General features: G+C 72.3%; 18 protein-coding genes and 1 riboswitch. Of the genes, 11 read left to right on the top strand and 7 right to left on the bottom strand.

Translation table 11 applies throughout. The features are described from left to right. From ACFVYR_RS11660 to ACFVYR_RS11630, 7 genes are all read left to right on the top strand, one after another. The gene (locus ACFVYR_RS11660; RefSeq protein ID WP_384252079.1) at nt 1-1,026 is read left to right on the top strand and encodes an NAD-dependent epimerase/dehydratase family protein; all 1,026 of its coding nucleotides are present in this window, start codon (nt 1-3) and stop codon (nt 1,024-1,026) included. Then, nucleotides 1,023-2,312 carry a DUF4910 domain-containing protein gene (locus ACFVYR_RS11655; protein ID WP_384252076.1) on the top strand — a complete coding sequence of 430 codons (1,290 nt, stop codon included), beginning with the start codon at nt 1,023-1,025 and terminating at the stop codon, nt 2,310-2,312. Before ACFVYR_RS11660 ends, ACFVYR_RS11655 begins: the two co-directional genes overlap by 4 nt. Further along, nucleotides 2,309-3,628 carry a hypothetical protein gene (locus ACFVYR_RS11650; RefSeq protein WP_384252073.1) on the top strand — a complete coding sequence of 440 codons (1,320 nt, stop codon included), beginning with the start codon at nt 2,309-2,311 and terminating at the stop codon, nt 3,626-3,628. Before ACFVYR_RS11655 ends, ACFVYR_RS11650 begins: the two co-directional genes overlap by 4 nt. Continuing rightward, nucleotides 3,625-4,581, top strand: coding sequence for a glycosyltransferase family 2 protein (locus tag ACFVYR_RS11645; RefSeq protein WP_384252070.1), 957 nt, complete (start codon nt 3,625-3,627; stop codon nt 4,579-4,581). The genes ACFVYR_RS11650 and ACFVYR_RS11645 overlap by 4 nt, the downstream gene beginning before the upstream one ends. After that, nucleotides 4,578-5,819, top strand: coding sequence for a polysaccharide pyruvyl transferase family protein (locus ACFVYR_RS11640; RefSeq protein WP_384252067.1), 1,242 nt, complete (start codon nt 4,578-4,580; stop codon nt 5,817-5,819). The genes ACFVYR_RS11645 and ACFVYR_RS11640 overlap by 4 nt, the downstream gene beginning before the upstream one ends. Continuing rightward, complete coding sequence (rfbC, locus tag ACFVYR_RS11635) at nt 5,816-6,364, top strand: dTDP-4-dehydrorhamnose 3,5-epimerase (protein WP_384252064.1); 549 nt, start codon at nt 5,816-5,818, stop codon at nt 6,362-6,364. Before ACFVYR_RS11640 ends, rfbC begins: the two co-directional genes overlap by 4 nt. A gap of 252 nt (nt 6,365-6,616) precedes the next feature. Further along, nucleotides 6,617-7,942, top strand: a complete 1,326-nt coding sequence (locus ACFVYR_RS11630) for a glutamate-1-semialdehyde 2,1-aminomutase (RefSeq protein WP_384252061.1) — start codon at nt 6,617-6,619, stop codon at nt 7,940-7,942. Between the two features lie 7 nt (nt 7,943-7,949). Here the strand turns inward: ACFVYR_RS11630 and ACFVYR_RS11625 are convergent, their stop codons facing one another. The 5 genes from ACFVYR_RS11625 to ACFVYR_RS11605 all read right to left on the bottom strand — a co-directional run bounded on the left by ACFVYR_RS11625 (nt 7,950) and on the right by ACFVYR_RS11605 (nt 12,952). Then, nucleotides 7,950-8,660, bottom strand: a complete 711-nt coding sequence (locus ACFVYR_RS11625) for a phosphatase PAP2 family protein (RefSeq protein ID WP_384252167.1) — start codon at nt 8,658-8,660, stop codon at nt 7,950-7,952. A gap of 60 nt (nt 8,661-8,720) precedes the next feature. Further along, nucleotides 8,721-9,809, bottom strand: coding sequence for a class I mannose-6-phosphate isomerase (locus ACFVYR_RS11620; protein ID WP_384252059.1), 1,089 nt, complete (start codon nt 9,807-9,809; stop codon nt 8,721-8,723). Beyond that, a complete protein-coding gene (locus ACFVYR_RS11615; protein WP_384252056.1) occupies nt 9,806-10,645 on the bottom strand; it encodes an SDR family oxidoreductase in 840 nt (279 codons plus the stop codon). Before ACFVYR_RS11615 ends, ACFVYR_RS11620 begins: the two co-directional genes overlap by 4 nt. A gap of 145 nt (nt 10,646-10,790) precedes the next feature. Beyond that, nucleotides 10,791-11,900, bottom strand: a complete 1,110-nt coding sequence (locus ACFVYR_RS11610) for a hypothetical protein (protein ID WP_384252054.1) — start codon at nt 11,898-11,900, stop codon at nt 10,791-10,793. Between the two features lie 2 nt (nt 11,901-11,902). Next, nucleotides 11,903-12,952 carry a hypothetical protein gene (locus ACFVYR_RS11605; RefSeq protein ID WP_384252051.1) on the bottom strand — a complete coding sequence of 350 codons (1,050 nt, stop codon included), beginning with the start codon at nt 12,950-12,952 and terminating at the stop codon, nt 11,903-11,905. A 174-nt stretch (nt 12,953-13,126) separates the two neighbouring features. On the opposite strand from ACFVYR_RS11605, the gene ACFVYR_RS11600 reads away from it, so the two are divergent. The 4 genes from ACFVYR_RS11600 (at nt 13,127) to ACFVYR_RS11585 (ending at nt 18,738) form a co-directional block, all read left to right on the top strand. Further along, nucleotides 13,127-13,555, top strand: coding sequence for a hypothetical protein (locus ACFVYR_RS11600; protein WP_384252049.1), 429 nt, complete (start codon nt 13,127-13,129; stop codon nt 13,553-13,555). A gap of 476 nt (nt 13,556-14,031) precedes the next feature. After that, a riboswitch (cyclic di-AMP (ydaO/yuaA leader) is annotated at nt 14,032-14,186 on the top strand. 4 nt (nt 14,187-14,190) lie between these two features. Continuing rightward, on the top strand, nt 14,191-14,940 hold the full coding sequence (locus ACFVYR_RS11595; RefSeq protein ID WP_384252046.1) for a transglycosylase SLT domain-containing protein: 750 nt from the start codon (nt 14,191-14,193) through the stop codon (nt 14,938-14,940). 280 nt (nt 14,941-15,220) lie between these two features. Next, on the top strand, nt 15,221-17,026 hold the full coding sequence (locus tag ACFVYR_RS11590; RefSeq protein ID WP_384252043.1) for an ABC transporter ATP-binding protein: 1,806 nt from the start codon (nt 15,221-15,223) through the stop codon (nt 17,024-17,026). Next, on the top strand, nt 17,023-18,738 hold the full coding sequence (locus ACFVYR_RS11585; protein ID WP_384252040.1) for an ABC transporter ATP-binding protein: 1,716 nt from the start codon (nt 17,023-17,025) through the stop codon (nt 18,736-18,738). The genes ACFVYR_RS11590 and ACFVYR_RS11585 overlap by 4 nt, the downstream gene beginning before the upstream one ends. Here ACFVYR_RS11585 and ACFVYR_RS11580 read toward each other — a convergent pair. Together ACFVYR_RS11580 and ACFVYR_RS11575 are read right to left on the bottom strand one after the other, a co-directional pair. Continuing rightward, complete coding sequence (locus tag ACFVYR_RS11580; RefSeq protein ID WP_384252038.1) at nt 18,690-19,532, bottom strand: cytochrome c oxidase assembly protein; 843 nt, start codon at nt 19,530-19,532, stop codon at nt 18,690-18,692. The two genes, ACFVYR_RS11585 and ACFVYR_RS11580, sit on opposite strands and share 49 nt — an antisense overlap. After that, nucleotides 19,532-20,092 (bottom strand): DUF2243 domain-containing protein, encoded by a 561-nt coding sequence (locus ACFVYR_RS11575; RefSeq protein WP_384252036.1) that lies wholly within the window; start codon nt 20,090-20,092, stop codon nt 19,532-19,534. The genes ACFVYR_RS11580 and ACFVYR_RS11575 overlap by 1 nt, the downstream gene beginning before the upstream one ends. Nucleotides 20,093-20,212: the final 120 nt, after the last annotated feature.

Genomic DNA, 20,212 nt, shown 5'->3' with positions numbered 1-20,212 from the left:
TTGCGCGTACTGCTGACCGGACATCAGGGCTACCTGGGCACCGTGATGGCCCCGGTCCTCACGGCCGCCGGACACGAGGTCGTCGGCCTCGACGCCGGCCTGTTCGCCGACTGCGTCCTCGGCCCGGCGCCCGCGGATCCGCCGGGCGTGCGGGTGGACCTGCGCGACGTCACGGCCGACCACGTGGCCGGGGTGGACGCCGTGATCCACCTGGCCGCGCTCTCCAACGACCCGCTGGGGTCCCTCGCGCCGGACCTCACCTACGACATCAACCACCACGCGTCCGTCCGCCTCGCCCGGCTGGCCCGCGAGGCCGGGGTGCGGCGCTTCCTGTACGCGTCGACCTGCTCGGTGTACGGCGCGGCGGGCGGTGGCGACCTGGTCGCCGAGGACGCCCCGCTGCGCCCGGTGACGCCGTACGCGGAATCCAAGGTGCGGGTGGAGGACGACCTGCACGCGCTGGCCGACGGCGACTTCAGCCCGGTGTTCATGCGCAACGCCACCGCCTTCGGCTACTCGCCCCGGCTGCGCGCCGACATCGTGCTGAACAACCTGGTGGGCCACGCCCTCCTCTCCGGCGAGGTGCTCGTGCTCTCCGACGGCACCCCCTGGCGCCCGCTGGTGCACGCCGCGGACATCGCGCGGGCCTTCGCGGCCGCGCTGGCCGCGCCCAAGGAGGCGGTGCACGACCGGGCGTTCAACATCGGCAGCGAGGTCAACAACGTCACCGTCGCCGAGATCGCCGAGCAGGTCGCCGAGGCGGTGTCAGGATCGAAGGTGCGGATCACCGGGGAGAACGGCGCCGACCCGCGCTCCTACCGGGTGGACTTCTCCCGGTTCCGCGCCGCGATGGGCGGCTTCGACTGCGAGTGGACGGTGCAGCGGGGCGCGCTCGAACTCGCCGATGCCTACCGGGAGTTCGGGCTGACCCGGGAGGACTTCGAGCAGCGCTTCACCCGCCTCGCCGTGCTGCGCGCGGCGTCCGAGGCCGGCACCGTCGACGACACCCTGCGGTGGCGCCGATGACCGACCGGGTGGAGAAGAGCACGGGCGAGCAGATGTACGAGCTGGTGGAGCGGCTGTACCCGCTCTGCCGGAGCATCACCGGCGACGGGGTGCGCGCCACCCTGAGCATCGTCGACGAGTACCTGCCGCTGCGGATGCACGAGGTGCCGACCGGGACGCAGGTGCTCGACTGGACGGTGCCGCAGGAGTGGAACATCCGGGACGCGTACATGGCCGACGCCGCCGGGAACCGGGTCGTCGACTTCGCCGCGTCCAGCCTGCACGTCCTCGGCTACAGCGTGCCGGTGTCGGCGACCATGCCGCTGGCCGAGCTGCGCGAGCACCTGTACACCCTGCCGGAGCACCCGAGTTGGGTGCCGTACCGCACCAGCTACTACAAGCCGGAGTGGGGGTTCTGCCTCGCCCAGGAGACGCTGGACGCGCTGCCCGACGGCGAGTACGAGGTGTGCGTCGACGCCACACTCGCCGACGGCCACCTCACCTACGCCGAGCACGTGATCCCCGGGCAGGTCCCCGACGAGGTGATCGTCTCCTGCCACGTCTGCCACCCGTCGCTGGCCAACGACAACCTGGCGGGCATCGCGGTGGCGACGTACCTGGCCAGGGCCCTCGCCGAGCGGACGCCGTACTACACCTACCGGTTCATCTTCGCGCCCGGCACCATCGGGGCGATCACCTGGCTCGCCCGCAACGCGGAGCGGATCGAGCAGGTCAGGCACGGGCTGGTGCTGGCCTGCGCGGGTGACCCGGGCGACCTGACGTACAAGCAGAGCAGGCGCGGCGACGCGGAGATCGACCGGGTGCTGCGGTACGTCCTTGCCGCCTCCGGACGACCGCACCAGGTCAACGAGTTCACGCCGTACGGCTACGACGAGCGGCAGTTCTGCTCGCCCGGTTTCGACCTCGGCGTGGGCTCGCTCAGCCGGACGCCGTACGCCGGCTACCCCGAGTACCACACCTCGGCGGACAACCTGGACCTCGTCTCCCCGGAGGCGATGGCGGACACCCTCGCGGTCTGCCGCGAGGCGTTCGCGCTGCTCGACCGCAACCGGCGCTACATCAACCTCAGTCCTTACGGGGAACCGCAGTTGGGGCGGCGGGGGCTGTACGACGCGCTCGGTGGCCGCAGCGACACCAAGCAGGCGCAGATGGCCATGCTCTGGGTGCTCAGCCTCTCCGACGGCGAGCACGCTCTGCTGGACATCGCCGAGCGGGCCGGGCTGCCGTTCGACACCGTGGCCGCCGCGGCCGACGCCCTGCACGGCGCCGGGCTGCTCAAGGCATGACGCCGATGACCACCGGCGGGGAGAAGACGACGGCCCCGGCGGACCAGGGCTCCGGCGCCCGGTCCGCCGCCAAGCGGGCCGTCGTCGGCCGGCTGTCCTGGGGTCTTGCCGACCAGGCGGCCTCCAGCATCAGCAACTTCGTGGTGGGCGTCTACGTGGCACGCTCGCTCGGGCTCGTCGCCTTCGGCGTGTTCAGCCTCGCCTGGGTGACCTACGGCGTGGTGCTCAGCGTCTCCCGCGGCCTCGCCACCGACCCGCTGGTGGTGCGCTTCAGCGGCGTGCCGGAGGCGTCCTGGCGCGGGGCGGTGGCCCGCTCTTCGGGTACCGCGCTCGGCGTCGGTGTCGCCCTCGGCGCGGTGAGCCTGGTGGTCGGCCTCGCGGTCGGCGGCCGGGTGGGACCCGCGTTCGCCTGCCTCGGCGCCATGCTGCCCGGCCTTCTGCTCCAGGACGCCTGGCGGTACTCGTTCTTCGCCGCGGGCACCGGGCGCAAGGCATTCGTCAACGACCTCGTGTGGGGCGTGGCACTCGTCCCCGCCATGGTGGTGGCGGCGCGCGTGGGCAGCGTGGCCGCCTTCGTGCTCGCCTGGGGCACGTCCGCCGCGGTGGCGGCGGTGTACGGCTGTTTCCAGTCCGGCATCCGGCCCCGGCCCGGCGGCGCGCGCGAGTGGCTCCGCGACCACCGCGACCTCAGCTACCGGTACCTGGCCGAGAACGTCGGCGTCAGCGGCGCGAGCCAGCTGCGCGCGTACGGGCTCGGCGCGATCGTCGGGGTCGGCGCGGTCGGTGTGATCCGCGGCGCCGAGCTGCTGCTCGGCCCGTTCATGGCCGTGCTGATGGGCCTCTCGCTGGTCACCGTCGCGGAGGCGGCGCGGGTGCTGCGGCAGGCCCCGCACCGGCTCGGCGTGTTCTGCCTCCTGCTCGGCGGCGTGCAGGCCGTCGCCGCGCTGATCTGGGGCGCGGCGCTGCTGCTGATGCCCGACCGGCTCGGCGAGCTCGTGCTCGGCGACGTCTGGAACTCCGCGTCCGAGCTCATCGTGCCGGTCACACTCGGTGTCGCGGGCGCCGGTCTGGGCACCGGCGCGGCGGCCGGACTGCGCGCGCTCGCCGCGGCCCGCCGCAGCCTGCGCAGCCAGCTGATCGCCTCCGCCTTCTATGTCGGCGGCGGACTCGGCGGGGCGGCCGTGGCCGGCACCGTCGGCTCGGCCTGGGGCGTCGCCGCCGCGACCGTCTGCGGCTCGGCCGTGTGGTGGCTGCAGCTGCGGTCCGCCCTGCGCGAGCGCTCCAAGAACCCCATCCCCGAAGTGAGGACTTCATGACCGCCCAACCCAGGCTGAGCATCGGCCTGCCCGTGTACAACGGCGAGGAGTACCTGGCCGAGTCGCTCGACGCGCTGCTCGGCCAGACGTACAAGGACTTCGAGCTGGTCATCACCGACAACGCCTCGACCGACGGAACGCAGGACATCTGCCGCAAGTACGCGGCGAACGACTCGCGCATCCGCTATGTCCGGCTGCTGCGGAACATCGGCGCCGCCCCCAACCACAACTACGTCTTCACCCAGTGCCGCGGCGAGCTGTTCAAGTGGGCGTCGCACGACGACCTGTACGCCCGGGACCTGCTGCGGGCTTGCGTCGAGGCGCTGGACGAGCGCCCCGAGATCGTCCTCGCCCACTCCGGGCAGGCGGTCATCGACGCCGAGGGGCAGGTGAAGGTCCCCTACGAGTACGGGCTCGCCACCGACTCCCCCGACGCGCCGGAGCGCTTCCGCAGCCTGCTGTTCGAGCCCGGCGGCGACGACTTCTACGGGGTGATGCGGGCCGACGTGCTGCGCCGGGTGAAGCCGCACGACAGCTACCACCACGCGGACCGCACGTTCGTCGCCGAGATCACCCTGCACGGGGCCTTCCACCAGGTGCCCGAACTGCTGTATTTCCGCCGCGACCACCCCACCCGCGCCGAGCGGGCGAACCCCGGCAAGCGCGCCCGGTGCGTCAACCTGGACCCGCGCAGGGCGGGCCCGCTGCACCCGACGCCCCGGCTGCTCGCCGAGTACGTCTGGGGCTTCGTCTCGGCGATCCGGCGGGCGCCGTTGTCCCCGGCCGACCGGCGCGCCTGCTACGGCCACCTGGCCGCATGGCTGGCCGGCCGGGCCCGTCCCGGCGCCGGTGAGCGGGTCGAGGACCGCGCCCCGGTCGACCCGGCCCTGCTCACCGTCTCCGTCGACGCCCTCGTCGCCGGCCGTGAGGGCCGCGAAGGCGGACGGGCATGACATCCACGGGCCAACCCCGGGTGCGCGTCGGGGTGTTCGGCCTGCTCGGCTCCGGCAACCTCGGCAACGACGGGTCGCTGGAGGCCGTGCTCGGCCACCTCGGCGCGGCGCATCCTGAGGCGGCCGTGGACGCGCTGTGCGGCGGACCCGGGACGGTCACGGCCCGGTACGGCATCCCCGCTACGCGGCTGCACTGGTACCGAGGGGAGTACCGGACCGCGTCGCGCGCGGGTGCCGTCGTGGGGAAGGGGCTCGGCAAACTCGTCGACGTCTTCCGCACCGCCGCCTGGGTGCACAGGCACGACGTGGTGATCGTGCCGGGCATGGGCGTCCTGGAGGCCACGCTGCCGTTGCGGCCGTGGGGCTTCCCGTACTCGCTGTTCCTGCTCTGCGCGAGCGGCCGGCTGTTCGGCACCCGGGTCGCGCTGGTCGGCGTCGGTGCCGCCGCGATCGCCGACCGGCCGACCCGGGCCCTGGTGCGCTGGTCGGCCCGGCTCGCCGCCTACCGCTCGTACCGGGACACGCTGTCGCGTGACGCGCTGCGGGAGATGGGCGTGGACACCGGAGGCGACGAGGTCTACCCGGACCTCGCGTTCGCGCTGCCTGCGCCGCGGGCGAGCGCTCCCCCGGCGGGCGCGCCCGGCCCGGTCTGCGTCGGCGTCATGGCCTTCCACGGCAGCAACGACGACCGGGCCAGGGCCGAAGAGATCCACCGGCGCTACCTCGAAGGGACGACCCGGTTCGTCCGCGCGCTGGTGGCGGACGGCCGGCAGGTCCGGCTGCTCACCGGTGACGCGTGTGACGCGCCGGTGGTCGCCGCGATCCTCGACGCGGTCGGCTCACCGCTGGTCACCGCCGCCGAAACGGCCTCGCTGGCCGACCTGATGGAGGAGACGGCGGCCGCCGACGCCGTGGTGGCGACCCGGTACCACAACCTCGTCTGCGCGCTGAAGGCCGGCACACCGACGCTCGCGCTCAGCTACGCGGCGAAGAGCGACGCGCTCATGGCCCTGATGGGCCTCGGCGCGTACTGCCATCCGGCCCGCGAGGTCGACGCCGACCGGCTCCTCACCCAGTTCCGGGAACTGGAGCAGCACTCGGCGCGGCTGCGCCGGATCCTCACCGAGCGAAACCTCGCCGCCACCCAGCGCCTTGAACACCAGTTCACCGCCCTGAGCGCGGCGTTGTTCCCGTCGAGCGACCACACCCGAGCCCATGCCCAGCGGGAGATCCGATGAAAGCGACCGAAGTGCCGGAGATCACCGGCGCGTTCCTCTTCGAGCCGACGCCGTACGCCGACGAACGCGGCTTCTTCTGCCGCACCTTCGACGCCGACGTGGTCCGCTCGGTGGGCCTCGACCCGCACGCCTTCGTCCAGGACAGCCTGTCGCGCTCCGTGGGTGGCGTGCTGCGCGGGCTGCACCTGCGCTCCGGCGACGGGGAGGCCAAGCTCGTGCGGTGCTCGTACGGGAAGATCTTCGACGTGGTCGTGGACCTGCGGCCGGACTCGCCGACGTACCGCAACCGGGCCTTCTTCGAGCTGTCCGGCGAGACCCAGACGACCCTGTACATCCCCGCGGGGTGCGCGCACGGCTTCCAGGTGCTGACCGACACCGCCGACACCTCCTACCGGATCGACCGCCCGCACGACCCGGCCGAGGACGTGACGATCGCCTTCGACGATCCGGAGCTCGCCATTCCGTGGCCGCTGCCGGTCACGTCGATGTCCCGGCGGGACCGGGAGGCACCGAGCCTCGCCGACGCCCTGAGAGCCTGTCTTTGAACCCCCGTCGTCCGCGCGAAGCGCGGGCGCAGCGGTGGATTGGGGCCTCCCCTGCTCGAGCGGAGCCGAGAGCTTGGGGAAGCGTGCGATCGGAGTGCGGAGTTCCAGGTCATGTGGCGGAGCCACCTGTCCTGGGGCTCCGTGCGCCGAGCGTGCGTGCCGGGCGTCGGGGCGCAGACGGGGGTTCAAAGACAGGCTCTGAAGCAGAAGTCCTGAAGCAGAAGTCGAAGCACGGAGAGAGCTGAGGTCGTCGTGGACACCGAAGAATTCCGACTGCCCCGGTCGCGGCGGGCCAACGAGCGGTTGCACGCCCTGGTCCCGGGGGGCGCGCACACCTACGCCAAGGGCGACGACCAGTACCCCGAGGACCTGGCCCCGGTCATCAGCCACGGCCGCGGCGCCCATGTGTGGGACATCGACGGCAACCGCTATGTCGAGTACGGCTCCGGTCTGCGGTCGGTCAGCCTCGGGCACGCCCACCCCCGCGTGATCGAGGCGGTGCGGCGGGAACTCGACCGCGGCAGCAACTTCGTCAGGCCGTCCATCCTGGAGGTCGAGGCCGCCGAACGCTTCCTGGCCACGGTGCCGACCGCCGAGATGGTGAAGTTCGCGAAGAACGGCTCCGACGTCACCACGGCCGCGGTGCGCCTGGCCCGCGCCGTCACGGGGCGCCCCCGGGTGGCCATCTGCGGCGACCATCCGTTCTTCTCCGTCGACGACTGGTTCATCGGCACCACGCCGATGTCCGCCGGCATTCCGGCGGCGACGACCGAGCTCACCGTGGCCTTCCCGTACGGGGACCTGGCCGCCACGGAGGAGGTGCTCACGCGCTACCCGGACGAGGTCGCCTGCCTGATCCTCGAACCCGCCGGGCACAGCGAGCCGCCGCCCGGGTACCTGGAGGGGCTGCGCGAACTGGCCGACCGGCACGGCTGCGTACTCGTCTTCGACGAGATGATCACCGGGCTGCGCTGGTCGGAGGCGGGCGCCCAGGGCCTGTACGGCGTCGTCCCCGACCTGTCCACGTTCGGCAAGGCGCTGGGCAACGGGTTCGCCGTCTCCGCGCTCGCCGGGCGCCGCGAGCTGATGGAGCGGGGCGGACTGCGCCACCGTGACGACCGGGTGTTCCTCCTTTCCACCACGCACGGTGCGGAGACGCACTCCCTGGCCGCCGCGATGGCGGTGCAGGCCACCTATGTCGAGGAGGGCATCACGGCGCGGCTGCACACGCTCGGCGAGCGGCTGGCCGCGGGGGTCCGCGAGGCCGCGGCGAGCATGGGCGTCGGCGACCACGTCGTGGTGCGGGGCCGGGCCAGCAACCTGGTCTTCGCCACCCTCGACGAGAACCGGCGGCCGTCGCAGCAGTACCGCACCCTGTTCCTGCGCCACCTCCTCGCGGGCGGGGTCCTCGCCCCGTCGTTCGTGGTGAGCAGCGCGCTCGACGACGCCGACATCGATCACACCGTCGACGTGGTGGCCGGGGCGTGCGCGGTGTACCGGAAGGCGCTGGACGCCGCCGATCCCGGCCCCTGGCTGGCCGGACGGCCGGTGAAGCCGGTGTTCCGCCGCTTGGCGTGACGAGGCGTCAGCGCCGCTCGCACCGACCGGCGTCGGCCTCCTCAGGGACCTTCCGATCGGCCCTCCGGCCGGAGATCCCGTCCGCCGTCCGGTCGACCAGCCAGGCCGTCGCCGGGATCACCGCAAGCGCGGTGCACCAGCCGCCGAGGACGTCGGTCGGGTAGTGCGCGCCCAGGGCGACCTGCGCCCAGCCCATGGCGGCGCCCGCGACCAGCGCCGCGGCGAGCACGAGTAAGGTGCCCGCCGCCCTGCCGAGGCCGAGCCTGCCGGTCGCGAGGAGCGCCGCCATGAGGGCGAGCGCGGTGAGGAAGGCGGTGTGCCCGCTCGGGTAGGAGAGGTTGTCGTCCCCGTGGATGGTGCGTCCCACCAGGTACTTGAGCAGTGTCGCCGTCACCACGGTCACGGCGAGGCCGACCACGATGAGCACCGCCGCACGGGGGCTGCGAAGCAGCAGGCAGCCCGCCACGGCGGCCACGACCAGCATCGCGGCTCCGGCGGGCTCTCCCAGGAAGTCCACGGCCAGAGCGACGTGCCGCCACGGGGGCCCCACGCTGTCCGCCGTCGGCCGGACGACCCACCCGTCCACCCTGCCGGGCTCGCTGTGCCCGGCGTACAGGACCCCGAGGACGACGACCACGAGCGCGGCGAGGCCCGCGATCAGTCCGAGCCACGCACGCGGCGCGCGGGGCAGCACCGCGAGCCGCCCGTCATGTCCCATCATCCCCCCAAGGGCATCTTCACCACCCTGCCCAAGGACAACGAGATCAGTCATGTCCCGTCAAGTCGCGGCCGATTCCACCGCTCCGAGGGTGTCGATGAGGTGGGGCGGGTAGCCGGCCGCGCGCAGCGGAGCGCGGACGTCCCGGTCCAGGTCGGGCAGGTATCCGAAGAGGACGTCGGCGGGCCCGGTGATCTCGACGTCCTGGCAGACCGCGGGGAGCAGCAGCGTCTCGGCCCGGCCGAGCTCTTCGTCCCAGGTGCCCGACCGCACGCGGACCGGCGCGCCGACGTTGGAGAGGATCTGCGCGGTGGCGAAGGAGTGGCGCAGCGGTTCGGCCGTCCCGGCACGCCACCGTTCGAGGGCGAAATAGGGGCTCGCGCAGAGGAAGACCCGCTCGACGCCGTCACCGGCGCCGATGCGCAGACCCGGCTGGAAGTACGGCCTGCTCGCCGGCTCCACCTGCCGCATCAGCATGTCGAGGTTGGCGTCGAACTCCTCGTCGTCGACGGGCGAGCCGTCCTCCATGTGCCAGCGCATCGCGTGCTGCTGGATGTCGGACGTCTGCTCGATCTCGTAGACGAGGGTCTCGGGCCCGAAGCTGTGCAAGGTGCCGCCGGGCACGTAGATGGTCTGGCCCGCGCATACCGGGAGGCGGCGCAGGACTGCGTCGAAGTCCTGGGCCCGCAGTGCGGCGCGCAGCCGCTCAGGGGTGACGCCGCGCTTGACGCCGCACAGGGCGCTCGCTCCGGGGGCGGCGTCGAGGATGTGCCATGCCTCGGTCTTGCCGTTGCGCGCGTTCTCCAGGCGCCGGGCGGTCTCGTCGCCCGCGTGCAGGTGCACCGGCAGGGTGCCGGTGGCGTCGATGAACTTGGTCAGCACCGGGAAGTACTCGCCGGACCATCCCACGCCCATCAGTTCCCGCGGACGGTCGAGGACCACCTGCCGCAGAGACCGCCCCGCCAGTGGCCCGGCGGTCACGACGGAGCCCGCGCCGGTGACGTCGCTGCATTCCCACGTCTCCGCGATGCTCCAGTCGGGGATACCGCTCTTGCCCAGCCGACGGGCGATGGCCTTGCCTCCGAACACCAGCGGCTTGGCCGTCACCGACAGCCGCAGCGGATACAGACCGGTCCCGTCCTCGCTCACAGGATCGGCTGTCCACCGGTGACGGCGATCCGCGCCCCGGAGACGTAGCTCGCCTCGTCCGAGGCGAGCATGACGTACACCGGCGCCAGCTCCGCGGGCTGGCCGGGACGCCCGAGCGGCACCTGTGTCCCGAAGTTCTCCACGTCCTCCGCGGGCATGGTCGAGGGGATGAGCGGCGTCCAGATGGGGCCCGGCGCCACGCTGTTGGCACGGATGCCTTTGGGGCCGAGCAGCTGCGACAGCGAACCGACCATGTTGGCGATGCCCGCCTTGGTGACGTTGTACGGGAGGAGTTGCGGCGGCGGCATGTCGGAGTTCACCGAGGTGCTGCCGATGATCGACGAGCCCGGCCGCATGTGCGGCACTGCGGCCTTGGTCAGATGGAAGAAGGCGCTGATGTTGATCGCGAGTGTGCGGTCCCACTCCTCGTCGGGGACATCGACGACGCAGTCGCGCGTCATCTGGAACGCGGCGTTGTTGACGAGCACGTCCACCCGGCCGAACTCCTTGACCGCCTTGTCGATGATGGACCGGCAGTGCGCCGGGTCCGCCACGTCGCCGGGGACGAGCACACAGCTGCGGCCCGCTTCCCGCACCCATCTCTGGGTCTCGGCCGCGTCCTCGTGCTCGTCGAGGTAGGAGAGGAGGACGTCCGCGCCCTCTCTGGCGTACGCGATGGCCACGGCGCGGCCGATGCCGCTGTCCCCGCCGGTGATGACGGCTGCCTTGCCGGCCAGCCGCCCCGATCCGCGGTAGCTCTCCTCGCCGTGGTCGGGCCGCGGGGTCATCCCGGAGGTGGCACCCGGCGGGGTCTGCTGCTGACGAGGCTGAGACATGACGGCTCCCGGCGTTACGTTCGGTCGACGGCGCCCGGAACCCGGCACGCACCACACATGCTCACCTGCCGGCCGGGAGCCCGCCAGCCGAGGAGCGGCAGCCGGGCAGTTCGTGAGGAAGGTCGCCGTGCTCGCGGAAGGCCCGTCACCCGAACCGCAGGACGCGCGGCGCGAACGCGCCCTCGGGACCGTCGGCGCGGCCGACCGACCACACCGTCGCCGACCCCGGCACCGGGGCGAGGCGCAGCGTCCGGGAGTCGCCCTCCCCGGCCACCGCCGGTTCGGCGTACTCGGTGAACGACTGCCCGTTCCAGGCCAGGAAGTCCGGCCCAGGGACGAGCGGCGGATAGCTGCCGGGCGGGCCCAGCTTCTGCGAGCGGGTCACCGATACCCAGGCCAGTTCGCCGGACGTACCGGGCGTCAGCGAGCTGACCGAGCCGAAGTCGGTGGGCACGGTCACCCGGTTCCACGCCTGCCCGTCCCAGCGGACGAGCAGGGGTGGGATCGGTTTGCCCACAGGACCGCCGACGAATCCGGCCGTGCCGCCCGCCCACACCTCCGTCTTCGAGACCGCAAGCACGCTGCCCACGGCCGAGCGTGGGAACCCGTCGACGATCGTCTGCTGCCACGCCTGCCCGTCCCAATGCGACACGGCCGCCCCCGATCCGGTGGCGCCCGCGGCCCAGGCGTCGTCGGCGGCCAGGACGTGCAGCCCGTTCACGTATCCCGGCGGCACCGGCAGATCCCGCCAGCCGCGCCCGTCCCTGCGCAGCAGCGCCTGCGCGCCGTTCCGCGAGCCGGTCAGCCAGGTCTCGCCGCCACCGGCGACGACCTCGCCCAGCACGACACCGCGTGGCGGCGGGCTCTCGGACCAGGCCTTGCCGTCGTGGCGGAGCAGGTGGGAGCCGCCCGCCGAGTCCCGGCCGACCGCCCAGACCGCGGCCGGTGAGGTCGCGGCGACGGACAGCAGCTCGCCCTGCCAGCGGACCCCCGGCAGACTCTCGCGCTGCCACGCGGTCCCGTCCCAGCGCAGCATCAGCGGGAAACCCGGCGCCGCACGGCCGACGGCGTCGGCCCCGACCGCCCACGCCCGGTCGGGGCCGAACGCCACGGCCTCGTTCAGCCCGGCCTGTGGGCGTACCTGCGCCGGGACCGGGACGTGCTGCCAGGACCGGGTCTCTGCCGCGGCCGTCGTCATGACGGTCACCAGGGCCAGGGCGACGGCGAGGGCCGCGACGAGCAGTCGACGCACCATGGTCAGCCTCCCAGCCGCTCGCTCATCAGATTCGGTTTGGAGCCGTAGATCTCGACGGTGCCGAAGGACAGCAGGGAGCGGCCGGTGCTCGTCAGCGCACGCGGTTGGACGTCGATGGCGTTCGTGCGTTCCGGGCCGTAGGAGAAGGCGGTACGAGCGCCGTCCACCCGCGCGTACTTCGACCGGAACGCGCGGTCGCTGCGCACCGGCAGCCACAGCGCGCCGTCGGGGCCGCGCACCATGGCCTCGGTGTAGGTGTCGCCCAGCGCCGGGTAAGTGGTGCGCCAGGCCCGCCCGTTCCAGGCCGTCAGGTAGGTGCGGGTCACGCCGTCGGTGTACTGGCTGCCGCCGATCGTGGCACGTCCTGACGGTTCGAGGAGGATCGTGTGCACGTTGCTGTTCGACGGCAGCGGCACCTTCGCGTCCCGCCACGCCGTGCCGTCCCACCGCAGAACGGCGGTCCCGGTGTCGGTGTCCGCCCAGGCCCAGGCGTCGGTCGCGGTACGCGCGGTGACGCCCATGAGGAACAGCACACCGTCCGGGGTGGGCTGGGCGGTCCAGCGGGCGCCGTCGTAGTGCAACACCTTCAGGCCGGTGTCGTCCTCACCGACGACCCAGGCCGCTCCCGGTACCGCGGTGAAGTCCTGGTACGTCCAGAGGGTCCGCGGCAGCGGAACGGTGCTCCAGCCGGTGGCCGACCGGCGCAGGATCTCCCCCTCCCCCGCGCGGTTGTGAAAGATCCACACTTCCTCGCCGACGAACTGCACCTTGCCGAGCCAGCCGGATTCGCCGACACCGGGGAAGTTGGTGTCCCGGCTCCACTTCGCGCCGTCCCACCCGTACAGCATCGGCCGCATCCCGTCGGCGGCCTGCTCGTACCCGGTCGCCCACGCCTCGCCGGAACCGCGGGCGGCCAGATCGAGCACGGTCACCGGCGCGACCGCCGCCGGAACCGGCACCGCCGACCAGCCCGGCGTCACGGCCGAGGCCGGCGACACCGCGGTGACACACGCGATGACGAGGCAGACGATGACCACGCGGAGACCGTGCACAGGACCTCCCAAGGCCGCGAAGGGCGCTCAGCCTAGGGCGTCCGCCCAGCGGTGAACAGGGCTGAACGGGATTGTTCGGTGGCTCGGACCAGGCCTGACGAACAATCCGTGAGCCGGTGAGATCGTTCACGGATGCCGGACCGGTATCCGCCATCGAGCACCAGAAGGAGAACTGTGCTTACTCGCACGAAGCTCACCACCGCGCTGGCGGCAAGCGTCCTCACGGCCGGGATCATCGGCGGCGCCTCCGCGACCGCCGCATCGTCCGAGCATTCGGCCACCCCGTCGGTGGGGCACGCGTCGGCCGCCTCCTGCCTCGGCGGGGACTGGTCGTACGACGGGTACAAGTACGCGCCCCAGGGCGACGGCTACTACGTGACCACCAACCGGTGCGACGACATCCAGGTCAAGCCGGACCGGGACACGAAGATGAAGCTCTGCTACCTGAAGAACCGGAACCCCGACAACAAGGTCTGCAAGGGCTGGGTCACGGCGAAGGCAGCCAAGTGGACCGTCCTCGGCAAGGACTTCAACGACGGCGTCTACTTCTACCTCGACTTCCCCAACTCCCCCTACCTCAAGACGGGGTGGGTCGCCGCCTGACGGCTTGACGTCTGCCCCCGCCTTTTCGGCGGGGGCAGCGCCATGTGCGGACCGGGCGGGGGCATCGCCTCACCGTCCGGCGCGGACAGCAGTAGGACTATGTCCAGGTTTGAACCATAATTATATCTTTCCCCCCTTTGGCACCCCGTGTAGGCAACTGCCTGCTTTCGCGATGTGCCCGAGCGAAATGGCTCACATTCTGACGGCCCGTCGATTCGCATTCCGGGCCGTATCCCATTCGGTGAATTGAGTCACACCGTCCGCCGTACCCCGCTCCGGGAATCTCCGCGCGCATTCCCGCGCCACTCCAGGAGAGTTGGACTTTTGGATCAAAGGCGGCGAGGAGTTTCCGATCTTCAGCGGTAGGCCTCACGCATTGCCGATGCAAATTCGTGTCTTGTTCCGTCCTGTCTTTCTCGTCTAACGTCACCGCCAATCCGGATGGAACGCCGAATCCTGCCGCTGTCCGGAATCCCTTCCACCACTCACTTACGCCCGGCAGGAGCGGGGGACCCAGGTAAGCCGCCGACCCGGATTCCGGGACGGCTCGGGGTGAAGGCGCATTCACCGTGCGTCCGGACATCTCCCGTCCGAACCCGACAGCTCACCTCGCAGGCGACGGAGAGGAATGCGTCATGCCCGCAAAGGGAAAGCACCGCCGCCCCAAGTCGAGCCCGCTCACCCGGGGCATCGCCGCCGCGGGCACGGGCGGCGCCGTGCTCGTCCTGCCGGTGCTCGGCGCCACCACCGCCGCCGCGGCACCGGCCGACGGGGCCGCCAAGCCCACCGCGGCCCCGAAGACCTACGTCGTCCTCGCCGGCGACTCCCTCTCCAAGATCGCCAAGGAGCACTCCCTGAGCGGCGGCTGGAAGGCCCTCTACCAGCAGAACCGCGGCATTCTCGGCGACAACCCGGGGCTGATACACCCCGGCCTCAAGCTCACCCTCGGCAAGGACGACGCGGCCGGGACCGCCTCCAGGACGTCCGCCGAGCGGGCGGACCGCTCCGGCAACACCGACGCGCTCGCCGCCGATGCCCCCACCGCCCCGGCCGTGAAGTCCTACCCGAACGACCTCGACGGCTGGATCAGGGAATCGCTCGACATCATGGCCCAGCACGGCATCCCGGGCACCTATGAGGGCATTCACCGCAACGTCATGCGCGAGTCCTCCGGAAATCCGCTGGCCATCAACAACTGGGACGTCAACGCCATTGCGGGAACCCCCTCCAAGGGGCTCCTGCAAGTTATCGCCCCCACCTTCACCGCCTACCACGTGCCCGGCACTTCGCTGGACAGCTTCGACCCGGTCGCCAACATCACGGCCGCCTGCAACTACGCGGCCGACCGCTACGGTTCGATCGACAACGTGAACGGCCCCTACTAAAAGCGGGCCGGCGTCGCCGAATGGAAAGGACTCCAGAACTCGCCGATGCAAAGGGCGAGTTCAAAAGGTGACAAGCCTTTCGTGCGTCGGTAGCACCTGAGTGCTACCGGCGTACGCGCCGGTCGGTGCGTGAATCGGGCGAGAGAGCCGACACTCGGCGGACGATTCCGCGGCGGCAGCCGGTGAGGATGACGGTCATGGACCCTGAACTCGCCACAGCCATCCCGCCGTTCACCGCCACCCACCCGCCGCTCGCCGACGCGCGCGCCGTCTCCGCCCGGTGAGGGAGGCAAGTCCGGCGCCGGGGCAGAGCCTGGCAGCGCTGCTGCGCCCGTACGCCCGGAGTTTCGCCGCCGTCGTCATCCTGCAGGTCGTCGGTGCCGTCGCGGGTCTCGCGCCGCTGCTCGCGGTCGTCGAGGTGGGGCGTGCCCTGCTGTCGCCGGGGCCGGTCGACCGCGGGCACGTCTGGTCGGCCGTGACCGTGGGTGCGGCCGGGCTGTTCGTCCGGTTGCTGTGCACAGGCGCGTCGTCCGGGATCGGGCACGTCCTCGACGGCCGGGTGCAGCTCTCGTTCCGTCGGCAGCTGGCCTCCCGGCTGGGGCGGGCGCCGATCGGCTGGTTCTCCCGGCGCCGCACCGGTGAGCTGGCCAAGGTGGTGGGGGAAGACGTCAGCGCCGTACACCCGTTCATCGCCCACGCCCCCGGTCAGCTCGTCTCGGCGTTCGTGGTCCCGTTGGTGTCGCTGGTCTACCTGTGCACCGTCGACTGGCGGCTCACCCTCATCACGCTCGTCCCCGTGCTGCTGGCGGTGGCGCTGGTTCCGCTGATGATGACGCCGGCCCGGCTGCGCGAGCAGGAGGCGTTCGACGCGGCCATGGGGCGGATCTCCAGCTCCGTCGTCGAGTTCGTGCAGGGCATCGCGGTGGTCAAGGCGTTCGGCGGATCCGGGCGTGCGCACCGCGAGTTCCGTGCCGCCGTGGACGACTTCACGGACACCTTCCACCGGTGGGTGCGCGGCCTCTCCAGGATCGCCGCGGGGATGCAGCTCGTCCTCTCACCGCCGTTCGTCCTGCTCGTCGTCCTCGTCGGCGGCGCCGCTCTGCTCACCGACGGCGCTCTCGCCCCGGCCGACCTGCTCCCCTTCCTGCTCCTTGGACTCGGCCTGACCGCACCGGTGGAGGCACTCGGCCACGGTTTCGACGACCTGCAGGCCGCGAGGCGCGCGGTCGGCCGCATCCGCGACGTCCTCACCGTACGGCCGCTGCCGGAGCCCGAGCATCCCCTCGCACCCCAGGGCCACCGGGTGGAACTGCGAGACGTCCGGTTCGGCTACGAGGCCGGTCGCGAGGTGCTGCGCGGCATCGACCTCGTGCTGGAACCCGGCACGCTCACGGCGATCACCGGGCCCTCCGGCAGCGGCAAGTCGACGCTGGTCCAGCTGCTGCCGCGATTCTTCGACCCCACCCACGGCTCGATCCTCCTCGGCGGTGTGGACCTGCGCGAGCTGAGCGGCCGTGACCTCTACCGCACCATCTCCTTCGTCTTCCAGGACGTACGCCTGCTGCGCGCCTCCGTGGCGGAGAACATCGCGCTGGCGGTCCCGCACGCCGGCCCCGACGCCGTGACGCGGGCCGCCCGGCTGGCCGACATCCACGACAGGATCCTCGAACTCCCGCGCGGCTACGAGACGGTGATCGGCGAGGACGCCGGACTGTCGGGCGGCGAGGCGCAACGGATCGCCCTCGCCCGCGCGCTGCTCGCCGACACGCCCGTTCTCGTGCTCGACGAGGCGACCGCCTTCGCCGACCCGAAGACCGAGCAAGCGGTGCGCCGGGCCCTGGCCACGTCGGCGGGCCGGCGGACGGTCGTGGTCATCGCCCATCGCCCGGAGACCGTCGCGGACGCCGACATGGTGGTGATGCTGGACGACGGAAGGGTCGTCGAGCGCGGTCGGCCCAGTGAACTCCTGGCGAAGGGAGGGGAATTCGCCACGTTCTGGCGGCCTCCCCAGCCGCCGTCGGCGACCGCCGAGACGCCCCGGGACCGGCACGACGCACCCCTACCGCAAGGAGACGAGCCCCGATGATTCCGCTGCTGCTGCGTGTGCTGGGGCGCGAGTACGCCCGGCCGTTGCGTCGCGCCCTGGTGCTGATGACGACGGCCGCCGTGGCCGAGGGCCTGTCCTACGCCCTGCTGGTCCCCGTACTGCGCGCCCTGTTCGGGAGCACCCCCGAGGACGCCTGGCCCTGGCTGACCGCGTTCGGGGCCGCGACGGCGGCGTACGCCGTGCTGCGGTACCTCGGCGACCTCTCGGGGTTCCGCGTCGGGACCGCGCTGCTGCGCGGCATGTACGACCGTCTCGGGGACCACCTGGCCCGGCTGCCCATCGGCTGGTACGGCGCGGGCCGTGTCGGGGAGGTGTCCGTCCTGGCCGGTCGCGGCGTCCTGGACGCCATGGCCGTGATCGCCCATCTGCTGGTGCCGTTGATCTCCGCGGCCGTGACCCCCGCGACGATCGTCGTCGTGATGCTCACCGTCAACTGGCAGCTGGGCCTTGCCGCGCTGGCAGCCGTACCGCTGGTGGTGGTGATCCAGCGGTGGACGGCGCGCTCGACGGCCGCGGGCGACGCGGAGCGCTCCGCACGCGACGACGAGGCCACCGGCCGCGTCATCGAGTTCCTCCAGGTCCAGCCGGTGCTGCGGGCCGGCGGGCGCGGGGCCGAACGCTTCCGGGCGCTCGACGACGCGTTGCGCGGTGTCGAACGCGCGTCGCGCCGTGCCACGCTCTCGGCGCTGCCCGGCGTCGTGGGCCTCGCGCTCGTGGTGCAGGCGGTGTTCACGGGACTGCTCGTTCTCGGCACCTACCTCGCCCTCGGCGGCGACATCGGCGCGGCGGAACTCCTGACGGTCCTGGTACTGGCCGCGCGCTGCGCCGACCCGCTGTTGTCGCTGGCGGAGCTCGGCGGTCAACTCCGCGGCGCCCGCTCGGTGCTGGCCCGCCTCGACGCGGTACTGCGCACCGCTCCCCTGCCCGAACCCGCCGATCCTGTCCGGCCCCGCCACCACGGCCTGGAGTTCGAGTCCGTGACCTTCCGGCACGGGGAGCGCACGGTGATCGACGACGCGTCGCTGTCCGTGCCCCAGGGGCAGCGGCTCGCCGTGGTGGGACCGTCGGGTGCGGGCAAGAGCACCCTGCTGCAACTTCTCGCACGGTTCTACGACGTGGACGCGGGCGCGGTACGCATGGGAGGGGTGGACGTGCGCGCGATCGACACGGAGGTGCTGATGGCGCAGATCGCCTTCGTCTTCCAGGACGTCTACCTCTTCGACGGCACGATCGAGGAGAACGTACGGCTCGGCCGCCCCGCCGCCGACGAGGCCGAGGTACGGGCGGCAGCCGCCGCGGCGAGGCTCGACGAGGTGATCGAGCGACTGCCCGAGGGCTGGGCGACCAACGTCGGCGAGGGCGGCGCGCGCCTCTCGGGCGGCGAACGTCAGCGGGTGTCGATCGCCCGGGCACTCCTGAAGAACGCTCCCGTCGTCCTGCTCGACGAGGTGACCTCCGCACTGGACCCGGTCAACGAGGCGGCCGTGCACGAGGGGATCGAGCGTCTGATGGCGGGCCGGACGGTGGTGATGGTCGCGCACCGGATGCGCACCGTCCGGCGGGCCGATCGCGTCGTCTTCCTCGACGGCGGCCGGATCGTGGAGGACGGGAGCCACGACGAGCTGCTGCGCCGGAACGGCCGCTACGCCGACTTCTGGAACATCGCGCTCGCGCCGGCCGCACGCGAGTGAGGCCCCGTCCGCCGGGGGGCGGGGCGCCAGGTGGCCACCAGGGCGGCGGCGAGGAGTAGTTCGGCGATGTCTCCGCCGTAGTACATGATCTCCGCGCCGCCCCGCACCTGGTCCACGGGGGCGTGGATGTCCGTCCAGAAGCCGCCGTACATCAGCTGGGAGATCACCGCGTGCCCGGCGATGGCGACGCCGAGGCAGATCAGGCGGGCCCGCACCCCGGGCCGGGTGGGCGCCGGGTCGGGGCCCGCGATGACGTGGGCGAACAGGCACCCGGAGAGCACGAAGTGGGCGTGCAGCAGCCAGTGCCCCGCCGGGTGGCTCATGGTCGCGTTGTACAGGGGTGTGAAGTAGAGGAGCGCGAGGCTTCCCGTGGACAGCAGCAGCGCGACGGCCGGGCGGGCGAGCACCCGGGCGGGCCCGCTGTGCAGCAGCGCGGTCAGCTGCCGGCCGCGCCGGGCGGGCAGGGTGCGCAGGAGCAGGGTGACGGGCGCGCCGAGGACGAGGGCGAGCGGCGCGTACATGCCGATGAGCATGTGCTGGGTCATGTGGCCGCGGAAATCGTCGTGCGCGAACGGCGCGAGCGGCGGCAGCAGGGCCACGGCCAGCAGGGCGAGACCGGTCAGGAAGCTCAGCGACCGCCACCGGGACCAGCCCTGGGCGGGGTTGCGGCGGCGGGCCCGGTGGACGAGGAGCAGGTGGGCCGCGGCGACGGTCAGCAGCGCGACGGCGGGCCACAGCGTCTCCAGCGGGTTGCCGGGGGCGGTGTGGCCTTCCATGTGCGGGCCGTGGTCCATCAGTGGCTCCGGGCCTCACGGCCGTCGGCCGGGGCATCGGGGTCGAACAGCTTGCCGCCGCGCTGGATCAGGTGGCCACCGACGAGGAGGAGGGCGCCGAGCACGAGGAAGCCGGTGTCCCACCAGGCCTGGTGGGGTCCGCCGTGGACGTGGTGGATGCCGAGGATCTGGTGGTCGAGGAGTCCTTCGACGAGGTTGAACACGCCCCATCCGGCGAGCACCCACCCCCACAGCACCCGGGAGGTCCACACGCGGCGCCGGTCGCGGGTGACGCGGGAGTACAGGATGGCCAGGCCCAGGAGTACGGCGAGCCAGCAGACGGTGTGGAAGACGCCGTCCCAGACGGTGTTCATCTCCAGGCCGGAGACCGTGTGGGGGTTGTAGTACTTCACACCGATGCGGTCGTGGTTGGTGCTGGTGAGCATGTGGTGCCACTGCAGGAGCTGGTGCAGGAGGATGCCGTCGACGAAGCCGCCGAGTCCCACCCCGAGGATGATGCCCGGCAGCTGGATGCTCCTGGCCGCTGCGCCCGCCCGGTCCGCGCCGGTGGTGGTGGCCATGTTGTCTCCGTCCGCAGCGTGCTTCGGGCCCGCGGGCCCCGGAACAGCACGTGTTCCCCGGCCGGTCGCGAACCTCACACGGCCGCGGGTTATCGGCCCGTAATGGCAGGGGTGGCCGAC

This window comes from Streptomyces sp. NPDC058284 (assembly GCF_042881135.1).
GTDB lineage: Bacteria > Actinomycetota > Actinomycetes > Streptomycetales > Streptomycetaceae > Streptomyces.
This window is presented reverse-complemented; position numbering and strand designations above follow the sequence as displayed.

Coding starts and splice junctions, on each gene's coding strand:
- ACFVYR_RS11655 (WP_384252076.1), top strand. CDS start 1,023: ATGACCGACCGGGTGGAGAAGAGCACGGGCGAGCAGATGTACGAGCTG.
- ACFVYR_RS11650 (WP_384252073.1), top strand. CDS start 2,309: ATGACGCCGATGACCACCGGCGGGGAGAAGACGACGGCCCCGGCGGAC.
- ACFVYR_RS11645 (WP_384252070.1), top strand. CDS start 3,625: ATGACCGCCCAACCCAGGCTGAGCATCGGCCTGCCCGTGTACAACGGC.
- ACFVYR_RS11640 (WP_384252067.1), top strand. CDS start 4,578: ATGACATCCACGGGCCAACCCCGGGTGCGCGTCGGGGTGTTCGGCCTG.
- rfbC (WP_384252064.1), top strand. CDS start 5,816: ATGAAAGCGACCGAAGTGCCGGAGATCACCGGCGCGTTCCTCTTCGAG.
- ACFVYR_RS11625 (WP_384252167.1), bottom strand. CDS start 8,660: ATGGGACATGACGGGCGGCTCGCGGTGCTGCCCCGCGCGCCGCGTGCG.
- ACFVYR_RS11615 (WP_384252056.1), bottom strand. CDS start 10,645: ATGTCTCAGCCTCGTCAGCAGCAGACCCCGCCGGGTGCCACCTCCGGG.
- ACFVYR_RS11610 (WP_384252054.1), bottom strand. CDS start 11,900: ATGGTGCGTCGACTGCTCGTCGCGGCCCTCGCCGTCGCCCTGGCCCTG.
- ACFVYR_RS11595 (WP_384252046.1), top strand. CDS start 14,191: ATGCCCGCAAAGGGAAAGCACCGCCGCCCCAAGTCGAGCCCGCTCACC.
- ACFVYR_RS11585 (WP_384252040.1), top strand. CDS start 17,023: ATGATTCCGCTGCTGCTGCGTGTGCTGGGGCGCGAGTACGCCCGGCCG.
- ACFVYR_RS11580 (WP_384252038.1), bottom strand. CDS start 19,532: ATGGACCACGGCCCGCACATGGAAGGCCACACCGCCCCCGGCAACCCG.
- ACFVYR_RS11575 (WP_384252036.1), bottom strand. CDS start 20,092: ATGGCCACCACCACCGGCGCGGACCGGGCGGGCGCAGCGGCCAGGAGC.